General features: G+C 45.5%; 17 protein-coding genes and 1 riboswitch. Of the genes, 13 read left to right on the top strand and 4 right to left on the bottom strand.

Annotated features, from left to right (window positions below; translation table 11 throughout):
• Positions 1–45: 45 nt before the first annotated feature.
• From ACZ49W_RS03340 to rarD, 3 genes are all read right to left on the bottom strand, one after another.
• Entirely contained in the window at positions 46–1,242 is a 1,197-nt protein-coding gene (locus tag ACZ49W_RS03340) for a cation diffusion facilitator family transporter (protein WP_464813920.1), read from the bottom strand.
• Between the two features lie 132 nt (positions 1,243–1,374).
• Complete coding sequence (locus tag ACZ49W_RS03345) at positions 1,375–2,700, bottom strand: alanine/glycine:cation symporter family protein (RefSeq protein WP_464813921.1); 1,326 nt, start codon at positions 2,698–2,700, stop codon at positions 1,375–1,377.
• 115 nt (positions 2,701–2,815) lie between these two features.
• Positions 2,816–2,911: riboswitch (glycine riboswitch) on the bottom strand.
• 169 nt (positions 2,912–3,080) lie between these two features.
• The gene (gene rarD / locus ACZ49W_RS03350) at positions 3,081–3,977 is read right to left on the bottom strand and encodes an EamA family transporter RarD (RefSeq protein WP_464813922.1); all 897 of its coding nucleotides are present in this window, start codon (positions 3,975–3,977) and stop codon (positions 3,081–3,083) included.
• A gap of 714 nt (positions 3,978–4,691) precedes the next feature.
• Here rarD and ACZ49W_RS03355 point away from each other — a divergent pair.
• From ACZ49W_RS03355 to ACZ49W_RS03395, 9 genes are all read left to right on the top strand, one after another.
• Positions 4,692–4,835 carry a putative holin-like toxin gene (locus ACZ49W_RS03355; RefSeq protein ID WP_464813923.1) on the top strand — a complete coding sequence of 48 codons (144 nt, stop codon included), beginning with the start codon at positions 4,692–4,694 and terminating at the stop codon, positions 4,833–4,835.
• A 284-nt stretch (positions 4,836–5,119) separates the two neighbouring features.
• Positions 5,120–5,863, top strand: coding sequence for a DeoR/GlpR family DNA-binding transcription regulator (locus tag ACZ49W_RS03360; protein WP_464814947.1), 744 nt, complete (start codon positions 5,120–5,122; stop codon positions 5,861–5,863).
• Positions 5,860–6,771 carry a 1-phosphofructokinase gene (gene pfkB, locus ACZ49W_RS03365; protein WP_464813924.1) on the top strand — a complete coding sequence of 304 codons (912 nt, stop codon included), beginning with the start codon at positions 5,860–5,862 and terminating at the stop codon, positions 6,769–6,771. Before ACZ49W_RS03360 ends, pfkB begins: the two co-directional genes overlap by 4 nt.
• Positions 6,768–8,723 carry a PTS fructose transporter subunit IIABC gene (locus ACZ49W_RS03370; RefSeq protein ID WP_464813925.1) on the top strand — a complete coding sequence of 652 codons (1,956 nt, stop codon included), beginning with the start codon at positions 6,768–6,770 and terminating at the stop codon, positions 8,721–8,723. The genes pfkB and ACZ49W_RS03370 overlap by 4 nt, the downstream gene beginning before the upstream one ends.
• 99 nt (positions 8,724–8,822) lie before the next feature.
• Complete coding sequence (locus tag ACZ49W_RS03375; RefSeq protein ID WP_464813926.1) at positions 8,823–9,983, top strand: CapA family protein; 1,161 nt, start codon at positions 8,823–8,825, stop codon at positions 9,981–9,983.
• 105 nt (positions 9,984–10,088) lie between these two features.
• The gene (locus ACZ49W_RS03380) at positions 10,089–10,562 is read left to right on the top strand and encodes an NUDIX hydrolase (RefSeq protein ID WP_464813927.1); all 474 of its coding nucleotides are present in this window, start codon (positions 10,089–10,091) and stop codon (positions 10,560–10,562) included.
• Entirely contained in the window at positions 10,552–11,022 is a 471-nt protein-coding gene (locus tag ACZ49W_RS03385; protein ID WP_464813928.1) for an NUDIX hydrolase, read from the top strand. Before ACZ49W_RS03380 ends, ACZ49W_RS03385 begins: the two co-directional genes overlap by 11 nt.
• Positions 11,019–12,191 (top strand): AI-2E family transporter, encoded by a 1,173-nt coding sequence (locus ACZ49W_RS03390; RefSeq protein WP_464813929.1) that lies wholly within the window; start codon positions 11,019–11,021, stop codon positions 12,189–12,191. The genes ACZ49W_RS03385 and ACZ49W_RS03390 overlap by 4 nt, the downstream gene beginning before the upstream one ends.
• The gene (locus ACZ49W_RS03395; protein ID WP_464813930.1) at positions 12,172–13,410 is read left to right on the top strand and encodes a tetratricopeptide repeat protein; all 1,239 of its coding nucleotides are present in this window, start codon (positions 12,172–12,174) and stop codon (positions 13,408–13,410) included. Before ACZ49W_RS03390 ends, ACZ49W_RS03395 begins: the two co-directional genes overlap by 20 nt.
• A 33-nt stretch (positions 13,411–13,443) precedes the next feature.
• On the opposite strand, the gene ACZ49W_RS03400 is transcribed toward ACZ49W_RS03395, so the two are convergent.
• On the bottom strand, positions 13,444–15,108 hold the full coding sequence (locus ACZ49W_RS03400) for an Rqc2 family fibronectin-binding protein (RefSeq protein ID WP_464813931.1): 1,665 nt from the start codon (positions 15,106–15,108) through the stop codon (positions 13,444–13,446).
• Between the two features lie 151 nt (positions 15,109–15,259).
• Between ACZ49W_RS03400 and ACZ49W_RS03405 the strand changes: the two genes are divergently transcribed.
• The 4 genes from ACZ49W_RS03405 to ACZ49W_RS03420 all read left to right on the top strand — a co-directional run bounded on the left by ACZ49W_RS03405 (position 15,260) and on the right by ACZ49W_RS03420 (position 19,496).
• Positions 15,260–16,129 carry an ABC transporter permease gene (locus ACZ49W_RS03405; protein ID WP_464813932.1) on the top strand — a complete coding sequence of 290 codons (870 nt, stop codon included), beginning with the start codon at positions 15,260–15,262 and terminating at the stop codon, positions 16,127–16,129.
• Positions 16,126–16,896, top strand: coding sequence for an ABC transporter ATP-binding protein (locus tag ACZ49W_RS03410; protein WP_464813933.1), 771 nt, complete (start codon positions 16,126–16,128; stop codon positions 16,894–16,896). The genes ACZ49W_RS03405 and ACZ49W_RS03410 overlap by 4 nt, the downstream gene beginning before the upstream one ends.
• Before the next feature lie 141 nt (positions 16,897–17,037).
• Positions 17,038–18,708: a ribonuclease J gene (locus ACZ49W_RS03415; RefSeq protein WP_464813934.1), complete on the top strand. Its 1,671-nt coding sequence runs from the start codon at positions 17,038–17,040 to the stop codon at positions 18,706–18,708.
• A gap of 92 nt (positions 18,709–18,800) precedes the next feature.
• On the top strand, positions 18,801–19,496 hold the full coding sequence (locus ACZ49W_RS03420) for a matrixin family metalloprotease (protein WP_464813935.1): 696 nt from the start codon (positions 18,801–18,803) through the stop codon (positions 19,494–19,496).
• The last annotated feature ends 39 nt before the right edge of the window (positions 19,497–19,535 follow it).

A 19,535-nucleotide genomic window follows, 5' to 3' on the forward strand; every position in this document is an offset into this window, starting at 1 on the left:
GACCATCGAAAAAAGCCTCTAGGATTTTGTCCTAGAGGTTTTGTGTTACATTTTAGGGGTGATCTGATGGTAGAGCATGCGCCAATTTTCGTGACGTCGCCATAGACTGATGTGCTCCCTGCCGTCCACTTGATAGGTCAGCATCTTGGTTTTTTGGCTGATGCTCGTCAGCCTAAAGTGGGATAGTTTTTTGGGATAGATAGTGGGATTTTCCAGCATACGTTTCGTTTTGACGAGCTGACCGGTTTCGTTGACCAGATAAAAGCTATCGCTGAGACGCTTTTCATAGTCACCTTCCTTGGTGAGAAAGTCTAGCTCATAGGCATAGAGTTTTTTCTCGATATTGGCGAGGATTTCATCTTCTGGGATTTGGGCAGGCTCGACGTGAATATCGATGTCATAAACGCCAAAATCATCTCGAAGCAACTGTTCGACCTGTTCGGTGATGGCGTGGCTTTCATAGACGGATAGGTCTGGGTGCATCTCAAGCACCACGTCCAAGAAAACATTGCTCCCATAAGAGCGCCCGCGCTGGGATTTGACGGCTATGACCTTTGGAATGGTCAAGATAGCTTCCTCATAGGTACGCAACGCCTTGTCATCAAAACCATCTGATAAGCTAAAGCTACTGGTGATAAAGACATCATAGGCAGCCTTGAGGATAAAAGCAGTAATGACAAATGCCGTCAAACGGTCAATAATGGGGAAATGCAACCAGCTAGCCAAAACCGCCATCACTGTTCCAAGAGAGGTCAAAGCGTCAGAGAGATTGTCCTTTGAGGCAGCGACTAGGGCAAAAGAGCGGGTGCGCCTTGCCAGATGGCGATTGTAGAGGTAGAGTAAAAACATAGCAAGAGCGGATCCCAGCCCCACCCACATGGCAAGAGGATCGATCGGACTGGTTTTACTCTCAAAGAGCTGCCTTGTGGTATCAATCAAGAGCTGAAAACCCACGGTAAACATGATAAAGGAGGTGATGAGACTCGCCAAATCCTCAATCTTCCAATGCCCAAACTTATGGTCGGCATCAGCTGGTTTTTTAGCCAGATAAATACCGATTAAAATCGTGGCATTGCCGATAATATCTGAGACATTATTAACCCCGTCTGCGACCAAGGCAGCTGAGTGAAAGGCATGTCCAGCGAGTAACTTTATCAAGGCTAGGATGAGATAGACGCTGATACTGATGATTGGTCCTCTTTGTGCTAACTTTAGACGGTCTTGTGACGTTTCTTGTGTCATGTTGTCTCCTTTTTAACAGTAAACCTTATTATACCATAATTGCTTTTTTTAGAAAATAGCGCTCAAGCACACAGATAAAAAGAGAGTGGGAAAAATCAGTCATTTCACAGACTTCGATGTTTCCCAGCTCTCTTATTTATTTGAAAAATACCTCTTGGTTTCTTGGATAATGACAGGAGAAAGAGCCAGTAGGGCGATGAGATTTGGCAGAGCCATCAGTCCATTGACAATGTCTGCTAAAATCCAGACCAAATCCAGTTGTAAAAAGCCCCCCAAGGCTACCATCAGGACAAAGATCATGCGATAGGCCTTAATCCCCTTGGTGCCAAACAAAAACTCAAAGCAGCGCTCTCCGTAATAACTCCAGCCTAAAATGGTGGTAAAGGCAAAGAGCATTAAGCAAAATGTGAGCAAGAAACTTCCCATAGGTCCAAAAATGGATGAAAAAGCCGCCTGCGTGAGCGGAGCACCGCTGAGTGTTGTCGTCCACTCGCCTGTCACGAGAATGGTTAGCCCCGTCATGGTGCAGATAATGATGGTGTCAATAAAGGTCCCCGTCATCGAAATCAAGCCCTGCTCGACTGGCTCCTTAGTCTTTGCTGCAGCTGCGGCAATAGGAGCAGAGCCAAGCCCTGATTCATTTGAAAAGACTCCTCTAGCAATCCCTCTTTGAATGGTTTCTTTGAGAGTCGCTCCTAGAAAACCTCCGACTGCTGCTGTTTTGGTAAAAGCAGACTGAAAGACCAAGCCAAGTGTTGGTAACAGCGCCTCTCGGTGGACGAAAAGGATCCAACAAGATGCCCCGATATAGAGCAACGCCATGAACGGCACGACTTTTTCTGACACCTTTGAGATAGATTGAATTCCCCCGAAGATGATGAGCGTTGTGAGAATAGCTAAAACGATACTGGTGAGCGAAGGCGCAAAACCAAAGCTATTTTCAAGTGAGGAAGTGATGGCATTGACCTGCGTAAAGGTTCCAATCCCAAGTAGCGCCACCAAGACCCCAGCTAGGGCGAAAAATTGTGCTAGCGGCTTCCATTTTTTCCCCATCCCGTGCAGGATGTAGTACATAGGACCGCCAGACACCTCGCCGTTTTCATCCTTGGTGCGGTACTTGATGGCGAGGAGCCCTTCGGCGTACTTGGTCGCCATCCCAAAAAAGGCAGCCATCCACATCCAAAAGAGAGCACCCGGTCCCCCAGAGGTGATGGCAGTAGCAACTCCGACGATATTACCTGTCCCGACAGTCGCAGCAAGGGCAGTCGCAAGAGCGCCAAAGCTAGAAATATCGCCCTCGCCTTGATCTTCGCTAAAGATAAGGCGAAAAGCCTTGGGGAGCTTGGTGATTTGCAAAGCGCCTAAGCGACAGGTCAGGTAGATGCCTGTGCCGACCAGTAAGATTAAGAGGGGAGCTCCCCAGACCAGATTGTCGACTTGAGTCAATAGATGTAGCATACATTTCTCCTTTTCATTTAAAAAAGACTAAGGCAAGCCCCTAGTCATCTCAGTAAATCATGCAAAAGAAAAGCATCTCAAAAAATGTCTTTGGTGAGAAGATAACTTTTTGAAACATATTTCTCCTGTCCTTTTACCTGAGAGATTGGGTAGTCTTAAGACAACCTTGCCCCTTCGGTGCCGTAAAAACGGTCTCTCCAGAAGTTCGTCCGCAACCTGTCTTTGTCCCTAAGAGACGCCTGAGAGTATGACTCCTTCGGCGAAGGTCAGCTGACCTTGCTCTCCAGGCTGCATCAATCGAAAAATCTATTTTGTTGGTGTTTATTATATAGGATTTTCAAGCTATCGTCAAGATGTTTTCTGAAAAAGTATGGAAATTATCAAGACACCTTCTTTTTTTCCTGCCGAAAAGTGCGGATTTGCCCAATGAGAAAGACCAATATGGCCAGCCAGATAAAGGAAAAACTCAGCCACTGTTCGGGGGAGACCACTTCGTTAAAAAAGCTAACAGCTAGGATCAGCTGCAAGGTGGGATTGATGTATTGTAAAAAGCTGATGACATTTAAAGGGGCTAGTTTGAGCGCCGATGAAAAGAGGAGAAGTGGAATCGCTGTGATAACCCCAGAAGAAACAAGAAGAAGGGCTTTTAGCAGTCCCACCTCGGCTAGAGAGGTTTGGGAGAAAAAGAGAAGGTAACCAGCCGCAAAAGGCAAGACCACGCTACTTTCAATCAGCATGGTGACATCACTAGAGAGAGGGATACCTTTTTTGATGAGACCATAAAGCCCAAATGTAAGAGCTAGGGTTAAAGAAATCATCGGAATATAGCCGGTTTGAAGGATGAGGCTAGCTAGACCCACTCCCACTAAACCAAGGGCGACCATAGACCAAGCGTTGAGCCGCTCTTTTAGGATAAGAAGTGAGAGAAAAATGGAAAAAAGGGGCATGATATAGTAGCCAAGACTGGCCTCGGTCGCGCGTCCATTGTTGACAGACCAGATAAATAGCAACCAATTGGTCGCAATCAAAAAGCCCGCTAGAACCATCGTGCCAAACATCTTTTTGTCTGATATAAACAGACCAAGCTCCCTCTTGTAGCGCTCCTCTTGCCTACTAAGCAGCATATAAATCAGCATGGTCAGACAGGTAAAGATGACACGGTAGGACAGCACCGTGTAGCTATCAATACTAGAAAGCAACTTCCAAAATAGGGATAACAACCCCCAGAGCGCATAAGTTAATAGCCCCAGAAAAAGACCTAAACGTGTTTTTGACATCATAACCTTTCTATTTTAAGAGTAAGATACAAAGGGCGTTCAAAAATCCGTAAGAAAATAGGGAATCTGACGAAGAAGCATTAGCTTCCAGGAAGATGAGTCTTTTTCTCTAGGATTTTAGCCCGTGTTCAGTTACATAAGATACAAAGGAGCGGTTCGCTTTAGCGAAAACTTCAAAAGAAAAATAGGAGATTTTTGAAAAAGTCATAAAGACTTTAAGAAAACCTATCTTTTTTCTGAAGAAGTTAGCTCCGTGTTCAGTTTCATAAGATACAAAGTCGCGATTCTGCCTTTGGCAGAAATTTTCCCGAAGAAAATAGCGACGTGTTCTACTCGCCAGCTGCAATGGTCACTGACACTTGCGAGCGAGCAAAGGACAGATTTATCTAGTATAGCAAAAAAATCCGCAAAGCACCAGCCAGCTAGGGACAAATTCCTTTATGCATCTAATAGGGATATCAAAGCTAAGTGTGGACTAGTTGAGAATATGAAGAAAATACCAAGGGACAGTTGGTGGCCTTCAAAGATGTAGACGGCGTTCTCACACCAAAAACGACACCAAATGTAGTGAACGTAATCTGCCGAAAACAAGCAGCAGATGAGAGAAATTCTTGCCTATCAATTCGCGATCAGAAAAGGAGATTTTTATGATGTAATAGACAGCGTAGAAAAGTAGAGACGGTGGCTCTCATTTCTGAAAGGACGGTGATGCCTATGGGCGAATCATTAAAATCTGCCAGAAAGGAGGAGCAACTTTTGTCAACGTTTGAAGTATTGACACTCATGCTTGCAGCTGGTAACTTTGTTATCGCTATAGTGATGTTGATACTTGAACTCGTAAAAACGACAAAAAAATAACCGTCTAGCTTTGGGGAGTTAACGGTTATTCTTTAATAATTTAAAACGAGCCACCGTCTTAGACGGTTCTACATGGAGTTGGTTTGCAGACCAGCTCCTTTTTCTATATTCATTTTACCGCTCTTTTCTCAAAAAGTCAATGATGAGGTGCTTTTTTGGGGTGATTGATAAATTTTTCTTTAAAATTTAACGGTTTTTGATAGAAAATGACAGATTTTGCTTGACAAGTCTTTAAAAAGTGGTAAAATGATAACTGTAAACGATTTCAGATTGGAGGTGGTCTTATTCTCAAATCAGAACGTAAGCGCCTGATTATGGAGAAATTACGCTGGGAAGATGTGGTCAGTCTCGAGGACTTGGTCAGTCTATTGGAAACCTCAGAGTCAACGGTTAGACGGGATTTGGATGAGCTTGAGAGTGAGCATCTGCTACGTCGGATTCACGGCGGGGCGGAAAAAATCAAGACCTCAAAAGAGGAGTTAACCATCCAGCAAAAATCTATCAAAAACGTTCAAAAGAAAAAAGCGCTAGCTCAGGCAGCGGTGAATTTGATTGACGATGGCGATGTGATTTTTATTGATCCTGGCACAACCACAGAACTCTTCATTGATGCCATTCGTCAAGTCAATCTAACGGTGGTGACCAATTCCATTCACCATGCGGTCAAGCTCGTAGAAAAAGGCATCCAGACCATCATTGTTGGTGGTTATGTCAAGCCTTCAACGGATGCCAATATCGGTCCTATTGCGGTTGAGCAAATCAACCAAGTGAGTTTTGACAAGGCTTTTCTAGGCATGAACGGTCTTGATAGTGAGTTTATCACCACCCCTGATCTGGAAGAAGCCATGGTCAAAAAAGCCATCATCAAAAATAGCAAGGTTTCTTATGTCTTGGCGGATGATTCCAAGTGCAACCAGACCTATTTTGTCAAGGTGGCGCATGTGGAAGATGTGGTCCTTGTGACCAACAGCAGCGAAAAGGCCTTGGTGCGACAACTAAAAGAGAAAACGAGGGTAATAGAAGTATGATTTATACCGTCACTTTAAATCCTTCCATTGACTTTATCGTTCGCTTGCCCCAATTGACCTTAGGCGAGGTCAATCGGATGGAGAGCGAGGACAAGTTTGTCGGAGGAAAAGGGATTAATGTGAGCCGGATTTTGAAGCGTTTGGGAAAAGACAGTATCGCCACTGGTTTTCTAGGTGGTTTTACGGGTCAATTTGTCAAAGACGGCTTGTTGGCAGAAGGCATTGGCATTGACTTTGTAAAGGTAGATCAAGACACCAGAATCAATGTCAAAATCAAGGCAGACCAAGAGACAGAAGTCAACGGACTTGGTCCTACCATCACGCCAGAGCAACTTGAGGCTTTAAAAGAAAAGCTGGCTCGTGTGACAGCTGAGGATGTGGTGGTCTTTGCAGGCTCAGCGCCTCATAATCTAGGGAATAGCATTTATCAAGATTTAATCGCTATCGTCAAGGCTCAGGGAGCTGAGGTGGTTTGTGATTTTGAAGGGCAGACCTTGCTAGATAGTCTAGCTTTTGAACCCCTTTTGGTCAAGCCTAACCATCATGAGCTAGGCATGATTTTTGGAAAAACCTTGACAGATTTAGATGATATCCAGCAAGAAGCCAAAAAATTACTCGAAATGGGTGCAAAAAACGTCATCATCTCCATGGCAGGAGATGGGGCCTTGCTGGTAACGGCAGAAGCGACTTATTTTGCCAGACCTATTAAGGGGCAGGTGAAAAATTCGGTCGGTGCGGGTGATTCGATGGTGGCAGGCTTTGCGGGTAGCATCATGACCACAAAAGATCCCGTTGAAGCCCTCAAATGGGGCGTAGCTTGTGGCACAGCGACCGCTTTCTCCGATGATTTAGCCGAACTCTCATTCATCAAAGAAATTTATCAACAAGTAGAGGTAGTAAAACTATGAATATCCAAGATGTATTAAGAAAAGATGTCATGATCATGGATTTGCAAGCCACCACCAAGGAGGCAGCAATCGATGAGATGGTTCTTCGCTTGGTCGAAGAAGGCTATGTGAGTGACTTTGATGTCTTTAAGGCAGGTATCATGGCGCGTGAAGCCCAAACGTCAACAGGACTTGGCGATGGGATTGCCATGCCCCACAGTAAAAATGAAGCGGTAAAGGAAGCGACTGTTCTCTTTGCACGCTCTACTAAAGGAGTGGACTATGAAGCGCTTGACGGGCAGCCGACGGATCTTTTCTTTATGATTGCAGCACCAGATGGGGCCAACGATACCCACTTGGCGGCTCTAGCCCAACTCTCCCAATACCTCTTAAAAGATGGTTTTGCGGATAAACTCAGAAAAGCCAACACTCCAGATGAGGTGGTGGCAACGTTTGACCAAGCTAGTGACGAAAAGAAAGAGGAAACAAGTGCTCCTCAAGCAGGTCAAGACTTCATCGTTGCGGTCACAGCATGTACCACAGGGATTGCCCACACTTATATGGCTGAAGAAGCCCTCAAGAAAAAAGCAGCTGAGATGGGTGTCGCTATCAAGGTTGAAACCAACGGTGCTTCTGGTGTTGGCAATGCCCTTAGTGCAGACGACATCAAAAAAGCCAAAGGGGTCATCATCGCAGCAGATAAGGCGGTAGAGATGCCACGCTTTAACGGGAAGCATTTGATTTCTCGTCCAGTAGCTGACGGCATTAAAAAGCCAGAAGAGCTCATCCAAACGATTTTAGATGAAAAAGCACCTGTTTACCACAATGAAGCAGGAGCGAGCGCTCAAACGAGCAGTGAAGCGCCAAGCAGCCTTGGTAGTGCCTTTTACAAACACCTGATGGGTGGGGTCAGTCAGATGCTACCGTTTGTCATCGGTGGCGGGATTATGATTGCCATTGCCTTCTTGATTGATAATATGCTGGGTGTGCCAAAAGATCAGCTCGGCAACCTCGGTTCTTATCATGAGATGGCTTCCATGTTCATCAATATCGGTAAGGCAGCCTTTGGCTTCATGCTTCCTGTTCTTGCAGGTTACATCGCCTACTCTATCGCTGAAAAACCAGGTCTTGTTGCTGGTTTTGTGGCAGGTAGCATCGCTTCAAGCGGTTTAGCTTGGGGCAAGATTCCATTTGCTTCAGGTGGTGAGGCGACACTTGGTCTTGCTGGGGTCTCTTCTGGTTTCCTTGGTGCCTTGGTCGGTGGTTTCCTTGCTGGTGGTGTGATTTTAGCCCTTCGTAAGGCGCTTGCTGGTCTGCCTCGTAGCCTAGAAGGAATCAAGTCTATCCTCCTTTACCCAGTGCTTGGGGTCTTTATTACTGGTTTCCTCATGCTCTTTGTCAATATCCCAATGGCAGCAATCAATACAGGACTCAACAACTTCCTTCAAGGCTTGTCTGGTAGCTCTGCGGTTCTCCTTGGTTTAGTGGTAGGAGCGATGATGGCAGTGGATATGGGTGGTCCGGTCAATAAAGCCGCTTATGTCTTTGGTACAGGAACCTTGGCAGCCAGCGTTTCGACAGGTGGATCTATCGTCATGGCAGCTGTTATGGCAGGAGGTATGGTACCACCGCTCGCAGTCTTTATTGCAACCCTTCTTTTCAAGGATAAATTTACCGAAGAAGAACGTGAATCAGGTTTGACCAACATTATCATGGGACTTTCTTTCATCACAGAAGGTGCTATTCCATTTGCCGCAGCTGACCCAGCTCGTGCTATTCCAAGCTTTATCGCTGGTTCTGCAGTAGCAGGTGGCTTGGTTGGTCTAGCAGGTATCAAATTACTTGCGCCACACGGCGGTATCTTCGTCATTGCCCTTACGAGCAACCCAATTCTTTATCTTGTCTTTGTCTTGATTGGAGCAGTTGTTTCAGGAATCCTCTTTGGTGCCCTTCGTAAGAAAGTAGATGAATAAACCAATAGAGTGTGAGTTTAAAACTCATGCTCTTTTTTTGAGAAAATATAGTTTTTTTCTCTAGAAAGATGGTACAATAGAGGCAAGGAGGAGCGTGTAATGAAAAAGAAACATGGATTGGCCTTAATGGCAGGAGCGATTGTTGTTTTTGGACTAGCGGCTTATGGTTTGTCGCAAGGGCTGAAGAATCAGCCGGTTGAAACGAAAGTGAAAACAGCCAGAGTGGTGGCGAATGGTGACATTCTCCTTCACGATCGCCTTTATACCAGTCCTAGGAAAGACGATGGGACTTATGATTTTAATCCTTATTTCAAGTATGCCAAGCCTTGGATAGAGCAGGCAGACTTGGCTATCGGGGATTTTGAAGGCACCATCTCGTCTGACTATCCCTTAGCAGGTTATCCTTTGTTCAATGCGCCAAAGGAGATTGCTAGCACCATGAAAAAAGTGGGCTATGATGTGGTCGATTTGGCGCACAATCACTTGCTGGACTCTGGTTTAGAAGGGGCGCTTGAGACCCAAAAGACTTTTCAAGACTTGGGACTAGATACCATCGGTATTTATGCCAAGGATCGGGAGAAAGAGCCGATTTTGATTAAAAAGGTCAATGGCATCAAGATTGCTATTTTAGGCTATTCCTACGGTTACAATGGATTAGAAGCTGGTCTCACGGATGAGGAATATCAAAAGCATTTATCCGACCTAGATGAAAATAAGATAAAAGCGGACATCAAACGAGCGGAAAAAGAAGCGGACGTGACGATTGTCATGCCGCAGATGGGAGTTGAATACCGACTAGAGCCGACAGATGAGCAAATCAAACTCTATCATCAGATGATTGACTGGGGAGCAGATGTGGTTTTTGGAGGACATCCTCATGTGGTTGAGCCGGCAGAAACGGTGACAAAAGATGGTGAGAAGAAGTTCATCATTTATTCTATGGGGAATTTTATCTCCAATCAGATCTATGAGATGCTAGAAAATCCTTGGACAGAACGGGGCCTTTTGATGGATGTGACCTTTGAAAAAAGAAATAACAAGACCATCGTCAAAACCATCAAAGCCCACCCAACCTTGGTTTGGGCTTGGGATAAAGGCGAAGGCGGTCAAGAAGGTTATGATTACTATGACTACCGCATTATGATTTTAGAGGATTTTATCAAAGGGGGGAAATACCGCAAAGAACTTGACGAGGAGATGAAAGATAAGGTCGATACCGCCTACAAAGAGATGACGGATCATGTTCAGCTTAAATGGTAACAGCAGGATGTTATGTCCTGCTTTTTTAACGAAGAGAAAGGAGCTTTTTAAAGGTTCTCCAATGCAGATTGTGGTATAATAAAAAACACACAGAAAGGAGTGGTTATGGTTAAACTGGCAACGATTTGCTATATTGATAATGGTGAGGCGCTGCTTCTTATGCACCGCAACAAAAAGCCAAATGATGTTCATGAGGGCAAGTGGATCTCTGTTGGGGGAAAACTAGAGCAAGGGGAAAGCCCAGAAGACTGTGCCAAGCGTGAGATTTTGGAAGAAACAGGACTTCACGTGAAAAGCATGCGTTTTCGTGGGGTCATTACGTTTCCTCATTTCACTCCTGATGAAGATTGGTACACTTATGTATTTCAAGTGACAGATTTTGATGGAGACTTGCGAGAAGACTGCATTGAAGGGACACTTGAGTGGGTACCCTATGAAGCGGTTTTGGATAAGCCGACTTGGGAAGGCGACTATGAAATGTTTCGCTGGATTTTGGAGGATGTTCCCTTCTTTTCCGCCAAGTTTACCTATGACCAACAAATGCTTGTAGAAAAAGAGGTGGTCTTTTATGACGCATGATTTTCGCTTTACGGAGAATGGTGAGAGAGCGAGCTTTCGGGTCGGTGCTGTGATTAGAAAAGACGATCAGATCCTTGCGGTTTATGCGCCGAAGCTAGAGCGTTACTACTTGCCAGGTGGAGCAGTTACTGTCGGAGAAACCAGTCAGATAGCTCTGAAAAGAGAAATTAAAGAAGAGCTGGGGGTAGAAGCCAGCGTCGGCGAGCTGGTCTATGTGGTGGAAAATCTCTTTGACCTAGAAGGGATGCTGCACCATAATATCGAGTTGTTGTATCTGGTCAGCCTAGACGGACAGCCCCCAAAAGCTATCGTAGAAAAAGAGGATAAGCGCTCCTTGGTTTGGCTTTCTTTGGACCAACTATCTGACAAGGATCTCAATCCTGCTGTGTTAAAAGAAACCCTCCCCCATCTCGGAGGAGGTATCAAACATCTGATAAATCATGAACTGGAGGAACAATGAAAACACCTGAACAACCGTCTAAGACTTGGTTTTTCAAATGGTTTTTGAACAATCAAGCTGTGGTCACACTTCTTGTGACGTTACTTTTTTTCCTTAATATCTTGGTCTTTACCAAGATTAGTGGGCTGTTTAAACCCCTGCTTTATTTTGGGGCAGCCATTATGCTACCTTTGGTGATTTCGACCATCTTTTACTACTTGCTTGAGCCTCTCGTTTCTTGGTTGGAGAAAAAAGGGATGAATCGCACGCTTGCTATTGCTCTTGTTTTTATTGGGTTGGTTTTGGTTATTTTGGTTGGTATTGCTAGTTTCTTGCCGATGGCAGAGAGTCAGGTGATGAGCTTTATTCGTAACCTTCCTTCTTATATCAGAAGTGTCGAGCGCCAGTCCACCCATCTTTTGCAGGACGAGCGACTGGCTAATCTTCGACCTCAACTGGAGGACTTGGTGGATAGCTTTAGCCAAAAGGCGCTCGGCTACGCAGAGACCTTCTCACGTGGTGCGGTCAACTGGATAGGGAGCTTTACCTCAGCTCTTGCTCGGGTCATTGTCGCTCTTATCATCTCGCCTTTCATTCTGTTTTATCTCCTGAGAGATGCCAAGTCCATGAAAGAAGGTTTTGTCAAGTATTTGCCAGTTAGGTCTAGGGCATCTGTGTCACGGATTTTATCTGGTATCAATGAGCAGTTCTCTGGTTATGTGCAAGGTCAGGTGACGGTTGCCATTGTGGTTGGGATCATGTTTTCCATCATGTTTACCTTGATTGGTCTGCCTTATGCCGTTACGTTTGGAGTGATGGCAGGGGTACTTAATATGATTCCTTATCTAGGCAGTTTTTTGGCTATGGTGCCTGTGGTTATCCTGGGCGCAGTAGCTGGGCCTGTTATGTTGATTAAGGTTTTGGCGGTCTTTGCTATTGAGCAGACCATTGAGGGACGTTTTGTCACCCCGTTGGTGTTAGGAAGCAAGCTCAGTATTCACCCGATTACCATCATGTTTATCCTCCTTACGGCTGGTTCCATGTTTGGTGTTTGGGGGGTCTTTCTAGGGATTCCAGTCTATTCTGCTATTAAGGTTGTGGTCAAGGAAATTTTTGATTGGTACCGAAAAGTCAGCGGTCTTTATGAGGAGGACGAAAAGGAGGAAAACCATGAAGCACTCAGCCAGTGAGGCGACACTATCCGCTCTAGAATCAGGAGATTTACAGAACTTTCACGAGCACCTAGAAGAGGCACTGGCCTTAGATGATCCAGCGGTTTTGCTAGAGCTTGGGACTTATCTGGAACAGATCGGCTTTTGGGAGGAGGCAAAGTCAGTGTATTTGACTATTGGCCAAGATTTCCCCGAAGTGTATCTCAATCTTGCTCAAATTGCAGCCGAAGAAGGTGATAGTGAACAGGCTTTCTTTTATCTCGATCAGATTGAAAAAGACAGTCCCTATTATGTCAATAGCCTCATGGTCATGGCGGATCTCTATGATATGGAGGGTTTGACAGATGTGGCTCTTGAAAAATTGCTTGAGGCGCATGCCCTTAGTCAAGACCCTTTGGTGACCTTTGGTTTAGCAGAGATTGAGTTCAATTTGGAGCGTTTCAGTGAAGCTATCCGTCATTATGCTAGCTTAGATAACCGTGAGATCTTAGAGCAGACAGGGGTGTCTACCTATCAGCGCATTGGGCTGGCTTATGCTTATCAAGGAAAATTTGAGGCGGCAATCGAATTTTTAGAAAAGGCAGTGGAGATTGAGTATGACGATCAGACCGTCTTTGAGTTGGCCTTGCTATTATCAGACCAAGGGGAATATCAGCGGGCGAATCTTTATTTCAAACAATTAGAAACCATGAATCCAGATTTTCCCGGCTATGAGTATGCTTACGCTATGAGCCTTCACGAGGAGCATCACATTGAAGAAGCATTGCGGCTTGCCCAACAAGGCTTGCGTAAAAATGAGTTTGATAGTGAGTTGTTGCTACTAGCCTCACAACTGTCTTATGAAACGCATGATTTGGCCCAAGCTGAAAACTACCTCCTAAAGGCAAAGGAGGTGGCTGAGGATCAAGAAAAGGTCTTACTGCGCCTCTCCAATCTCTATTTGGAAGAGGAGCGTTATCAAGAGCTGCTTGATCTCTTGTCTGACGAAGAAACCTTATCGCCTTTGACTTCTTGGCTAAAAGCCAAGAGCCATCAAGCCTTGGAACAAGAAGAAGCGGCCATTTCCCTCTACGAGGAAGTGGAAAACGACCTCAAGGACAATCCAGATTTCTTGAAAGACTATGCTTATCTGGCGCGTGAGATGGGACAAAAAGAAAAAGCCAGACAGCTGGCTAAGCGTTACCATCACTTAGTTCCAGATGATTTGGATATCCTGCATTTGTTGGAAGAAGATTAAAAAACGTCTAGGATTTTCCTAGACGTTTTTGGTTTATTTCTCTATTTTCATGGCTTGAATCTTGACTTCATCTGGTGTGACCCGCAGGGTCTTTTGCCCTGTGTAGGTGACAAATCCCGGTTTTACGCCAGTAGGTTTGTGGAGTTTTTTGGCTTCAATCATATCCACCTGCACTAAGTTAGAGTGTCTGGCCTTGGAGAAATAGGCCGCCAATTCAGCCGCATCGGTCTTGACCTCGTCGCTTGGGTCAAGGTTGTCCTTGATGATGACATGGCTACCTGGGATGTCCTTGGCATGGAACCAGAGTTCTCCTTTTTTAGTCAATTTAAAGCTGACTTCTTCGTTTTGCAAATTGTTGCGCCCTACCAAGATGATGGTCTTGCCGTCGCTAGCGAGATAGCGCTCTGGTGCTTTTCGCTTATGCTGTTTTTGCCCGTGGCGTTTTTTGAGAAAGCCGATTTGGACCAGCTCCTCACGGATGTCTGCCACCTCTTCCAAGGAGGCTTGGGCAAGGGCGAGTTCTACACTTTCAAAGTAAGCGATGGTTTGCTTGGTTTCTTCAATGAGGTGGCTCAGGTGCTTGACGGCTTCCTTTAATTTTTGGTATTTCTTAAAGTAACGTTGGGCATTTTGGCTAGGGCTAAGGGCAATATCAAGTGCAATCGTAAGAGGCTCTCCTGTATAGTAGTTATCAAGAGTGACTGTTGTTTGGTCATTGGGAACGAGGTGGAGATAGGTGTTGAGGAGTTCTCCCTTTTGCCTAAAGCTCTCGGCTTTTTCGGTGTCGGCTAGCTCTTGTTCTTGCTTACGTAGCTTTTTGCGGTTTTTCTCCAACTCGGACTGCACCTTGTGGATGAGGTCACTCGCTTGTTGTTTGATGCGGTCCTCTAGCGCTTTGTCTTGATAATAATAGTCTAAAAGCCCTTCCAATGAGTCAAAGGTCTTTGTTCCAGAGGAAAACGCCACAGCAGAAAAAGAAGATGCCGTCAGCTTCGGAGCGAGGGGCGCTGCAAAAAAGGCTTTAAAGGCTTGGAGTTTTTCCTTGGTGGCACTGAGCTGTTTCTCCAGTTCTTGAGCTGTATCGCGTCCTAGACCTTGAAACTGTTCTTGCAGTGTTTTAGCTTGTCCGTCTGTGGTATGCAGGCGCTCAAAAATTTCCTCGTCGCTTGCGGTAAAAGGGTTGAGCTGATGCTCTCTAAAAGGTGGTGTCAGGTAAGTGCTACCAGGAAGGATGGTGCGGTAGGTGTTTTGGGAAAAGCCCACATGTTTGATGGATTCGATAATCTTTCCTTCATTTTTATCCAAAAGAATGATGTTGCTGTGCTTGCCCATGAGTTCGACGACGAGGGTGACTTGGATGTGGTCTCCGATTTCGTTTTTATTAGACACCTTAATCTCAAGGATACGGTCATTTTCCACCTGCTGGATGCTTTCAATCACAGCCCCTTGCAGGTACTTGCGCATGATCATGGTAAAGGTGTTAGGCTGGGGGGGATTTTGAAAAGTGGTCTGGGTCAGCTGCACTCGACTAAAGACCGAGTGAGCAGAGAGCAGGAGCTTGTAGTTGGTGCGGTTTTGTCTGATGCCAAGCACCAATTCCATCTCAAAAGGTTGATTGACCTTCTGGATGCGCCCACCAAGGAGCTGATGCTCCAAATCTTTGGTCATATAGTGTAGAAAAAAGCCATCAAAAGACATGATTTCCTCCGTCGTTTTAAAATCGTGCCTAATATTATATCACAAAGTTCTGAAAATGTGGTAGAATAGGGGCATATCTTTATGATTTCTGATTTTTCTTTTGATGAAGAAAGAGTAAGTCATCTGATTAACTGAGAAAGTGAGGGTATTTATGCTGGTTTCCGTTATTTCACAAGGCCTTTTGTGGTCTATTTTGGGGCTAGGGATTTTTATGACCTTTCGGATTTTAAATTTCCCAGATATGACGACTGAAGGGTCTTTTCCACTAGGAGGGGCGGTTGCTGTGACCTTGATGGTTCACGGGGTCAATCCCTTTTTGGCGACGCTTTGTGCTATGTTTGCAGGGGCTTTGGCTGGTCTTGCCACGGGTCTGCTCTATACTAAGGGCAAGATTCCGACTCTGTTGGCTGGGATCTTAGTCATGACCTCTTGCCACTCGATCATGCTCATGATCATGGGGCGGGCTAATCTGGGGCTTCTAGACACTAAGCGCTTGCAGGATTTCCTCCCCTTTTCAAAAGAGTGGAACCTCCTCATTTTAGGGGTTGTTGTTGCGGCGGTGGTCATCGCAGGCTTGATTGGTTTTTTCTACACCCGCTTGGGTCAAGCCTATATCGCAACAGGGGATAACGCAGATATGGCCAAGAGTTTTGGGATTGATACCGACCGTATGGAAGTCATGGGGCTTGTGGTGTCTAACAGTATTATCGCCCTTTCTGGGGCTCTTATCAGTCAACAAGACGGTTATGCAGATGTGTCAAAAGGGGTTGGTGTCATTGTTATCGGTCTTGCCAGCATTATCATCGGTGAAGTCGTGATTTCAGGGGAGTTGACCTTGTTTGAGCGCCTCTTGACCATTGCGGTGGGCTCCATCTTTTACCAACTGCTCATCTGGGCTGTTTTGGCTGTTGGTCTCAATACTAATTATCTAAAACTCTTTAGCGCCTTAATCTTAGCGATTGCCTTGATGGTGCCAGAGCTAAAGAAACGTCTGTTAAAGAGAGCGAGGTGGTCCAAATGAAACCCATTGTCGAATTAAAAGAAGCAACCGTAGCGGTCAATAATGGATTTGATGGACAAAAAGTAATTTTGAATCAGATTGACTTGACCATTTACGAAGGAGATTTTATTACGGTTTTAGGAGGTAATGGGGCAGGAAAATCAACCCTCTTTAACGTGATTGCAGGCACCTTGCCACTGACGAGCGGACGAATTTTTATCTTAGGCGAGGATGTGACTTTTCTGACTGCCCAAAAGCGGGCCAAGTATCTCTCACGGGTCTTTCAAGACCCCAAAATGGGGACAGCTCCTCGGATGACCGTTGCTGAAAACCTCTTGATTGCCCAGTTTAGGGGAGAAAAGCGGGGATTAACAAGCAGGCAAATCGAAAGGCAAAAACCAGCCTTTCAAGACCTCTTAGCTCGGGTGGGAAATCGTTTGGAGCAGCATATCGAAACTCCAGCAGGGCTTTTATCTGGTGGGCAACGTCAAGCACTGAGTCTTTTGATGGCGACCTTGAAGCGTCCAGAACTCTTGCTTTTAGACGAGCACACCGCAGCCCTTGATCCCAAGACAAGCCAGTCTTTGATGCAGCTGACAGATAGCTTTATCAAGAAAGATCAGCTCACAGCACTCATGATTACCCACCGAATGGAGGATGCGCTGACCTATGGCAATCGCCTCTTGGTCATGAAAAATGGACGCATCATCAAAGATTTGAACAAAGAAGAAAAAGATCAATTAACCTTGAGTGATTATTACCGATTATTTGATGCAGATGAGGCCTGAGACAAAAAAGAGTTCTCAGGCTCTTTTTTTATCAAAAGTATGATATAATAAAAAAGACTGTATCGTTGCTAAGACGAAAACAAGGATTATGCTTTGTCATGATGAAAAAAAGATAAGAAAAATGAAAGAATAGGAGAAACAATGAAACCTCAAAAAGAGATTAAAATCATCGCCCTAGGTGGCGTGAGAGAAAATGGGAAGAACTTTTACCTCGCAGAGGTGGGCGAGTCCATCTTTGTCCTTGATGCAGGACTCAAATACCCTGAAAACGAGCAGCTAGGGGTGGACGTGGTCATTCCTAACCTTGATTACTTGGTGGAAAATAAGGACCGCATTCAAGGTGTCTTTTTGACTCATGGACACGCCGATGCTATCGGAGCTCTTCCTTACCTCTTGCAGGAGGTGAGAGTCCCTGTTTTTGGATCTGAATTGACCATCGAACTCGCCAAACTCGTCGTGAAAAACAATAACAATATCAAGAAATTCAACCAGTTTCATGTGGTGTCCGCAGACACTGAAATTGAGTTTCATGATGCGACCATTTCCTTCTTTAAAACGACCCACTCCATCCCAGAGAGTCTAGGTATTGTGGTCGGAACGAGTGAGGGCAATATTGTCTATACGGGTGATTTCAAATTTGACCAAGCAGCTCGCCCTTATTACAAGACCGACCTCGCCCGTCTGGTAGAGATTGGAAATGAAGGCGTGCTGGCTCTTTTGGCAGATTCTGCCAATGCGACTAGCCAAGTCCAAGTGGCCAGTGAAGCAGAGGTGGGCATCGAAGTGGAAGAAACCATCGAAGATGCCACAGGACGGGTCATTGTGGCTGCGGTGGCTAGCAACTTGGTTCGCATTCAGCAGGTCTTTGATGCGGCAGCTGAGACTGGACGAAGAGTTGTCCTGACTGGTTTTGATGCGGAAAATATTGTCAGAACAGCCATTCGCTTGAATAAATTGTCCGTAGCAGATGACCGCCTCATGATTAAGCCAAAAGACATGAATCGTTATGAAGATCATGAACTCATCATCCTTGAGACCGGACGGATGGGTGAGCCGATCAACGGACTTCGCAAGATGGCAATTGGCCGCCACCGTTATGTCAGCATCAAAGAGGGAGACTTGGTCTATATCGTTACCACCCCAAGCATCGCTAAAGAAGCCATGGTGGCACGTGTTGAAAACCTCATTTACAAGGCAGGCGGGTCTGTACGTCTCATTACCGATCAGCTCAAGGTGTCAGGACATGCGAGTGGCAGGGACTTGCAGCTCTTGATTAATCTCGTCAAGCCAGAATTTCTCTTCCCTATCCAAGGGGAGTACCGCGACCTGCAAGCGCACGCTGATTTGGCGCAGGAGGTCGGCATGCTTCCTGAGAATATCTACATTATGAAGCGTGGGGATGTCATGGTTTATCAGGGCGATCGTTTCCTCCACGAAGGCACGGTTCCTGCCAGTGATGTCATGATTGACGGTAATGCTATGGGAGATGTGGGTAACGTCGTCCTAAGAGACCGCAGGATTTTGTCAGAGGACGGGATTTTCATCGTGGCGATGACGGTCAACAAGCGTGAGAAAAAGATTATCTCCAAGGCGCGTGTCAATACCCGAGGTTTTGTCTATGTGAAAAAGAGCAGAGATATCCTCAGAGAAAGTGCTGATTTGGTCAACCAAGTGGTGGAAGACTACCTCAATCAGCCTAACTTTGACTGGTCTGAATTGAAAAATAGCGTGAGAGATCAGGTCGGTAAATTCTTATTTGAACAAACCAAACGCCGACCAGCCATTTTACCAGTCATTATGGAAGTGCGTTAGAAAAAGGAGTGAGGAGGTAAGAACCCCTCACTTTTTAAGTTTTTTTAAGCCAAACCTGCTATACTAAATTTTTAGAACAGGAGGAAGAGCGATTGAAAACAGTATTAGGTCTGATAAGAACGATGATTGGCTTGATTTTTCGGCTCATGCTTGGTCTGTTAAAAACGGTGGTGATCTTAGGTTTTCTTGCCGTAGGGGTGCTATGGTATATCAATCACAGTGATTCGGATTTTGCAGGACAGCTCGCACAGATGGTGACAGAGCTCAGGGGAAAAGCAAGGACGATGACAGGTGAGAGTTCTAGTCAAGAAGCACTACTCACAGATGATCACACGCAACAAAAAGATCTCCGGTGGGAGAAAAATAGTGCGACGATTTATATCAAATCGACAGACCCCACCTTTGTGAGCGCTTATCACCGGGCTATTCAAGATTGGAATGACACAGGTAGCTTTACCTTTGTTTTGGTGGATAAGGAAGCGAGCGCTGATATTGTTGCCACAGACGAGGATAATAGCAGAAGTGCAGCAGCAGGGATTGCTGAGACAGAAAGTGATGGCATTACCAGTCGTTTGTTACACGTGACAGTCAAGCTCAATCGTTATTATTTGCTCAATGATGCTTATGGCTATAACGAGGACAGAATCGCCTATACAGCAGAACACGAGCTTGGGCATGCCATTGGACTTGGGCATGATGATGCTGAGCCTTCTGTGATGCAGTCAGCTGGTTCAAATTATGGCATTCAAGAAACAGATATCAAAGCCGTGCAAGCACTCTATCGCTAGTGCCTGCTTGGCTTTTTTTCTTTGGACAATGGACGATTG

The sequence above is a fragment of the Streptococcus sp. STR1/CE/0325 genome (assembly GCF_055386095.1).

Bases quoted from the DNA above. Each gene is read 5' to 3' on its own strand.
- ACZ49W_RS03340 (WP_464813920.1), bottom strand. From the start codon at position 1,242: ATGACACAAGAAACGTCACAAGACCGTCTAAAGTTAGCACAAAGAGGA.
- ACZ49W_RS03345 (WP_464813921.1), bottom strand. From the start codon at position 2,700: ATGCTACATCTATTGACTCAAGTCGACAATCTGGTCTGGGGAGCTCCC.
- rarD (WP_464813922.1), bottom strand. From the start codon at position 3,977: ATGTCAAAAACACGTTTAGGTCTTTTTCTGGGGCTATTAACTTATGCG.
- ACZ49W_RS03355 (WP_464813923.1), top strand. From the start codon at position 4,692: ATGGGCGAATCATTAAAATCTGCCAGAAAGGAGGAGCAACTTTTGTCA.
- pfkB (WP_464813924.1), top strand. From the start codon at position 5,860: ATGATTTATACCGTCACTTTAAATCCTTCCATTGACTTTATCGTTCGC.
- ACZ49W_RS03370 (WP_464813925.1), top strand. From the start codon at position 6,768: ATGAATATCCAAGATGTATTAAGAAAAGATGTCATGATCATGGATTTG.
- ACZ49W_RS03375 (WP_464813926.1), top strand. From the start codon at position 8,823: ATGAAAAAGAAACATGGATTGGCCTTAATGGCAGGAGCGATTGTTGTT.
- ACZ49W_RS03380 (WP_464813927.1), top strand. From the start codon at position 10,089: ATGGTTAAACTGGCAACGATTTGCTATATTGATAATGGTGAGGCGCTG.
- ACZ49W_RS03385 (WP_464813928.1), top strand. From the start codon at position 10,552: ATGACGCATGATTTTCGCTTTACGGAGAATGGTGAGAGAGCGAGCTTT.
- ACZ49W_RS03390 (WP_464813929.1), top strand. From the start codon at position 11,019: ATGAAAACACCTGAACAACCGTCTAAGACTTGGTTTTTCAAATGGTTT.
- ACZ49W_RS03395 (WP_464813930.1), top strand. From the start codon at position 12,172: ATGAAGCACTCAGCCAGTGAGGCGACACTATCCGCTCTAGAATCAGGA.
- ACZ49W_RS03400 (WP_464813931.1), bottom strand. From the start codon at position 15,108: ATGTCTTTTGATGGCTTTTTTCTACACTATATGACCAAAGATTTGGAG.
- ACZ49W_RS03405 (WP_464813932.1), top strand. From the start codon at position 15,260: ATGCTGGTTTCCGTTATTTCACAAGGCCTTTTGTGGTCTATTTTGGGG.
- ACZ49W_RS03410 (WP_464813933.1), top strand. From the start codon at position 16,126: ATGAAACCCATTGTCGAATTAAAAGAAGCAACCGTAGCGGTCAATAAT.
- ACZ49W_RS03415 (WP_464813934.1), top strand. From the start codon at position 17,038: ATGAAACCTCAAAAAGAGATTAAAATCATCGCCCTAGGTGGCGTGAGA.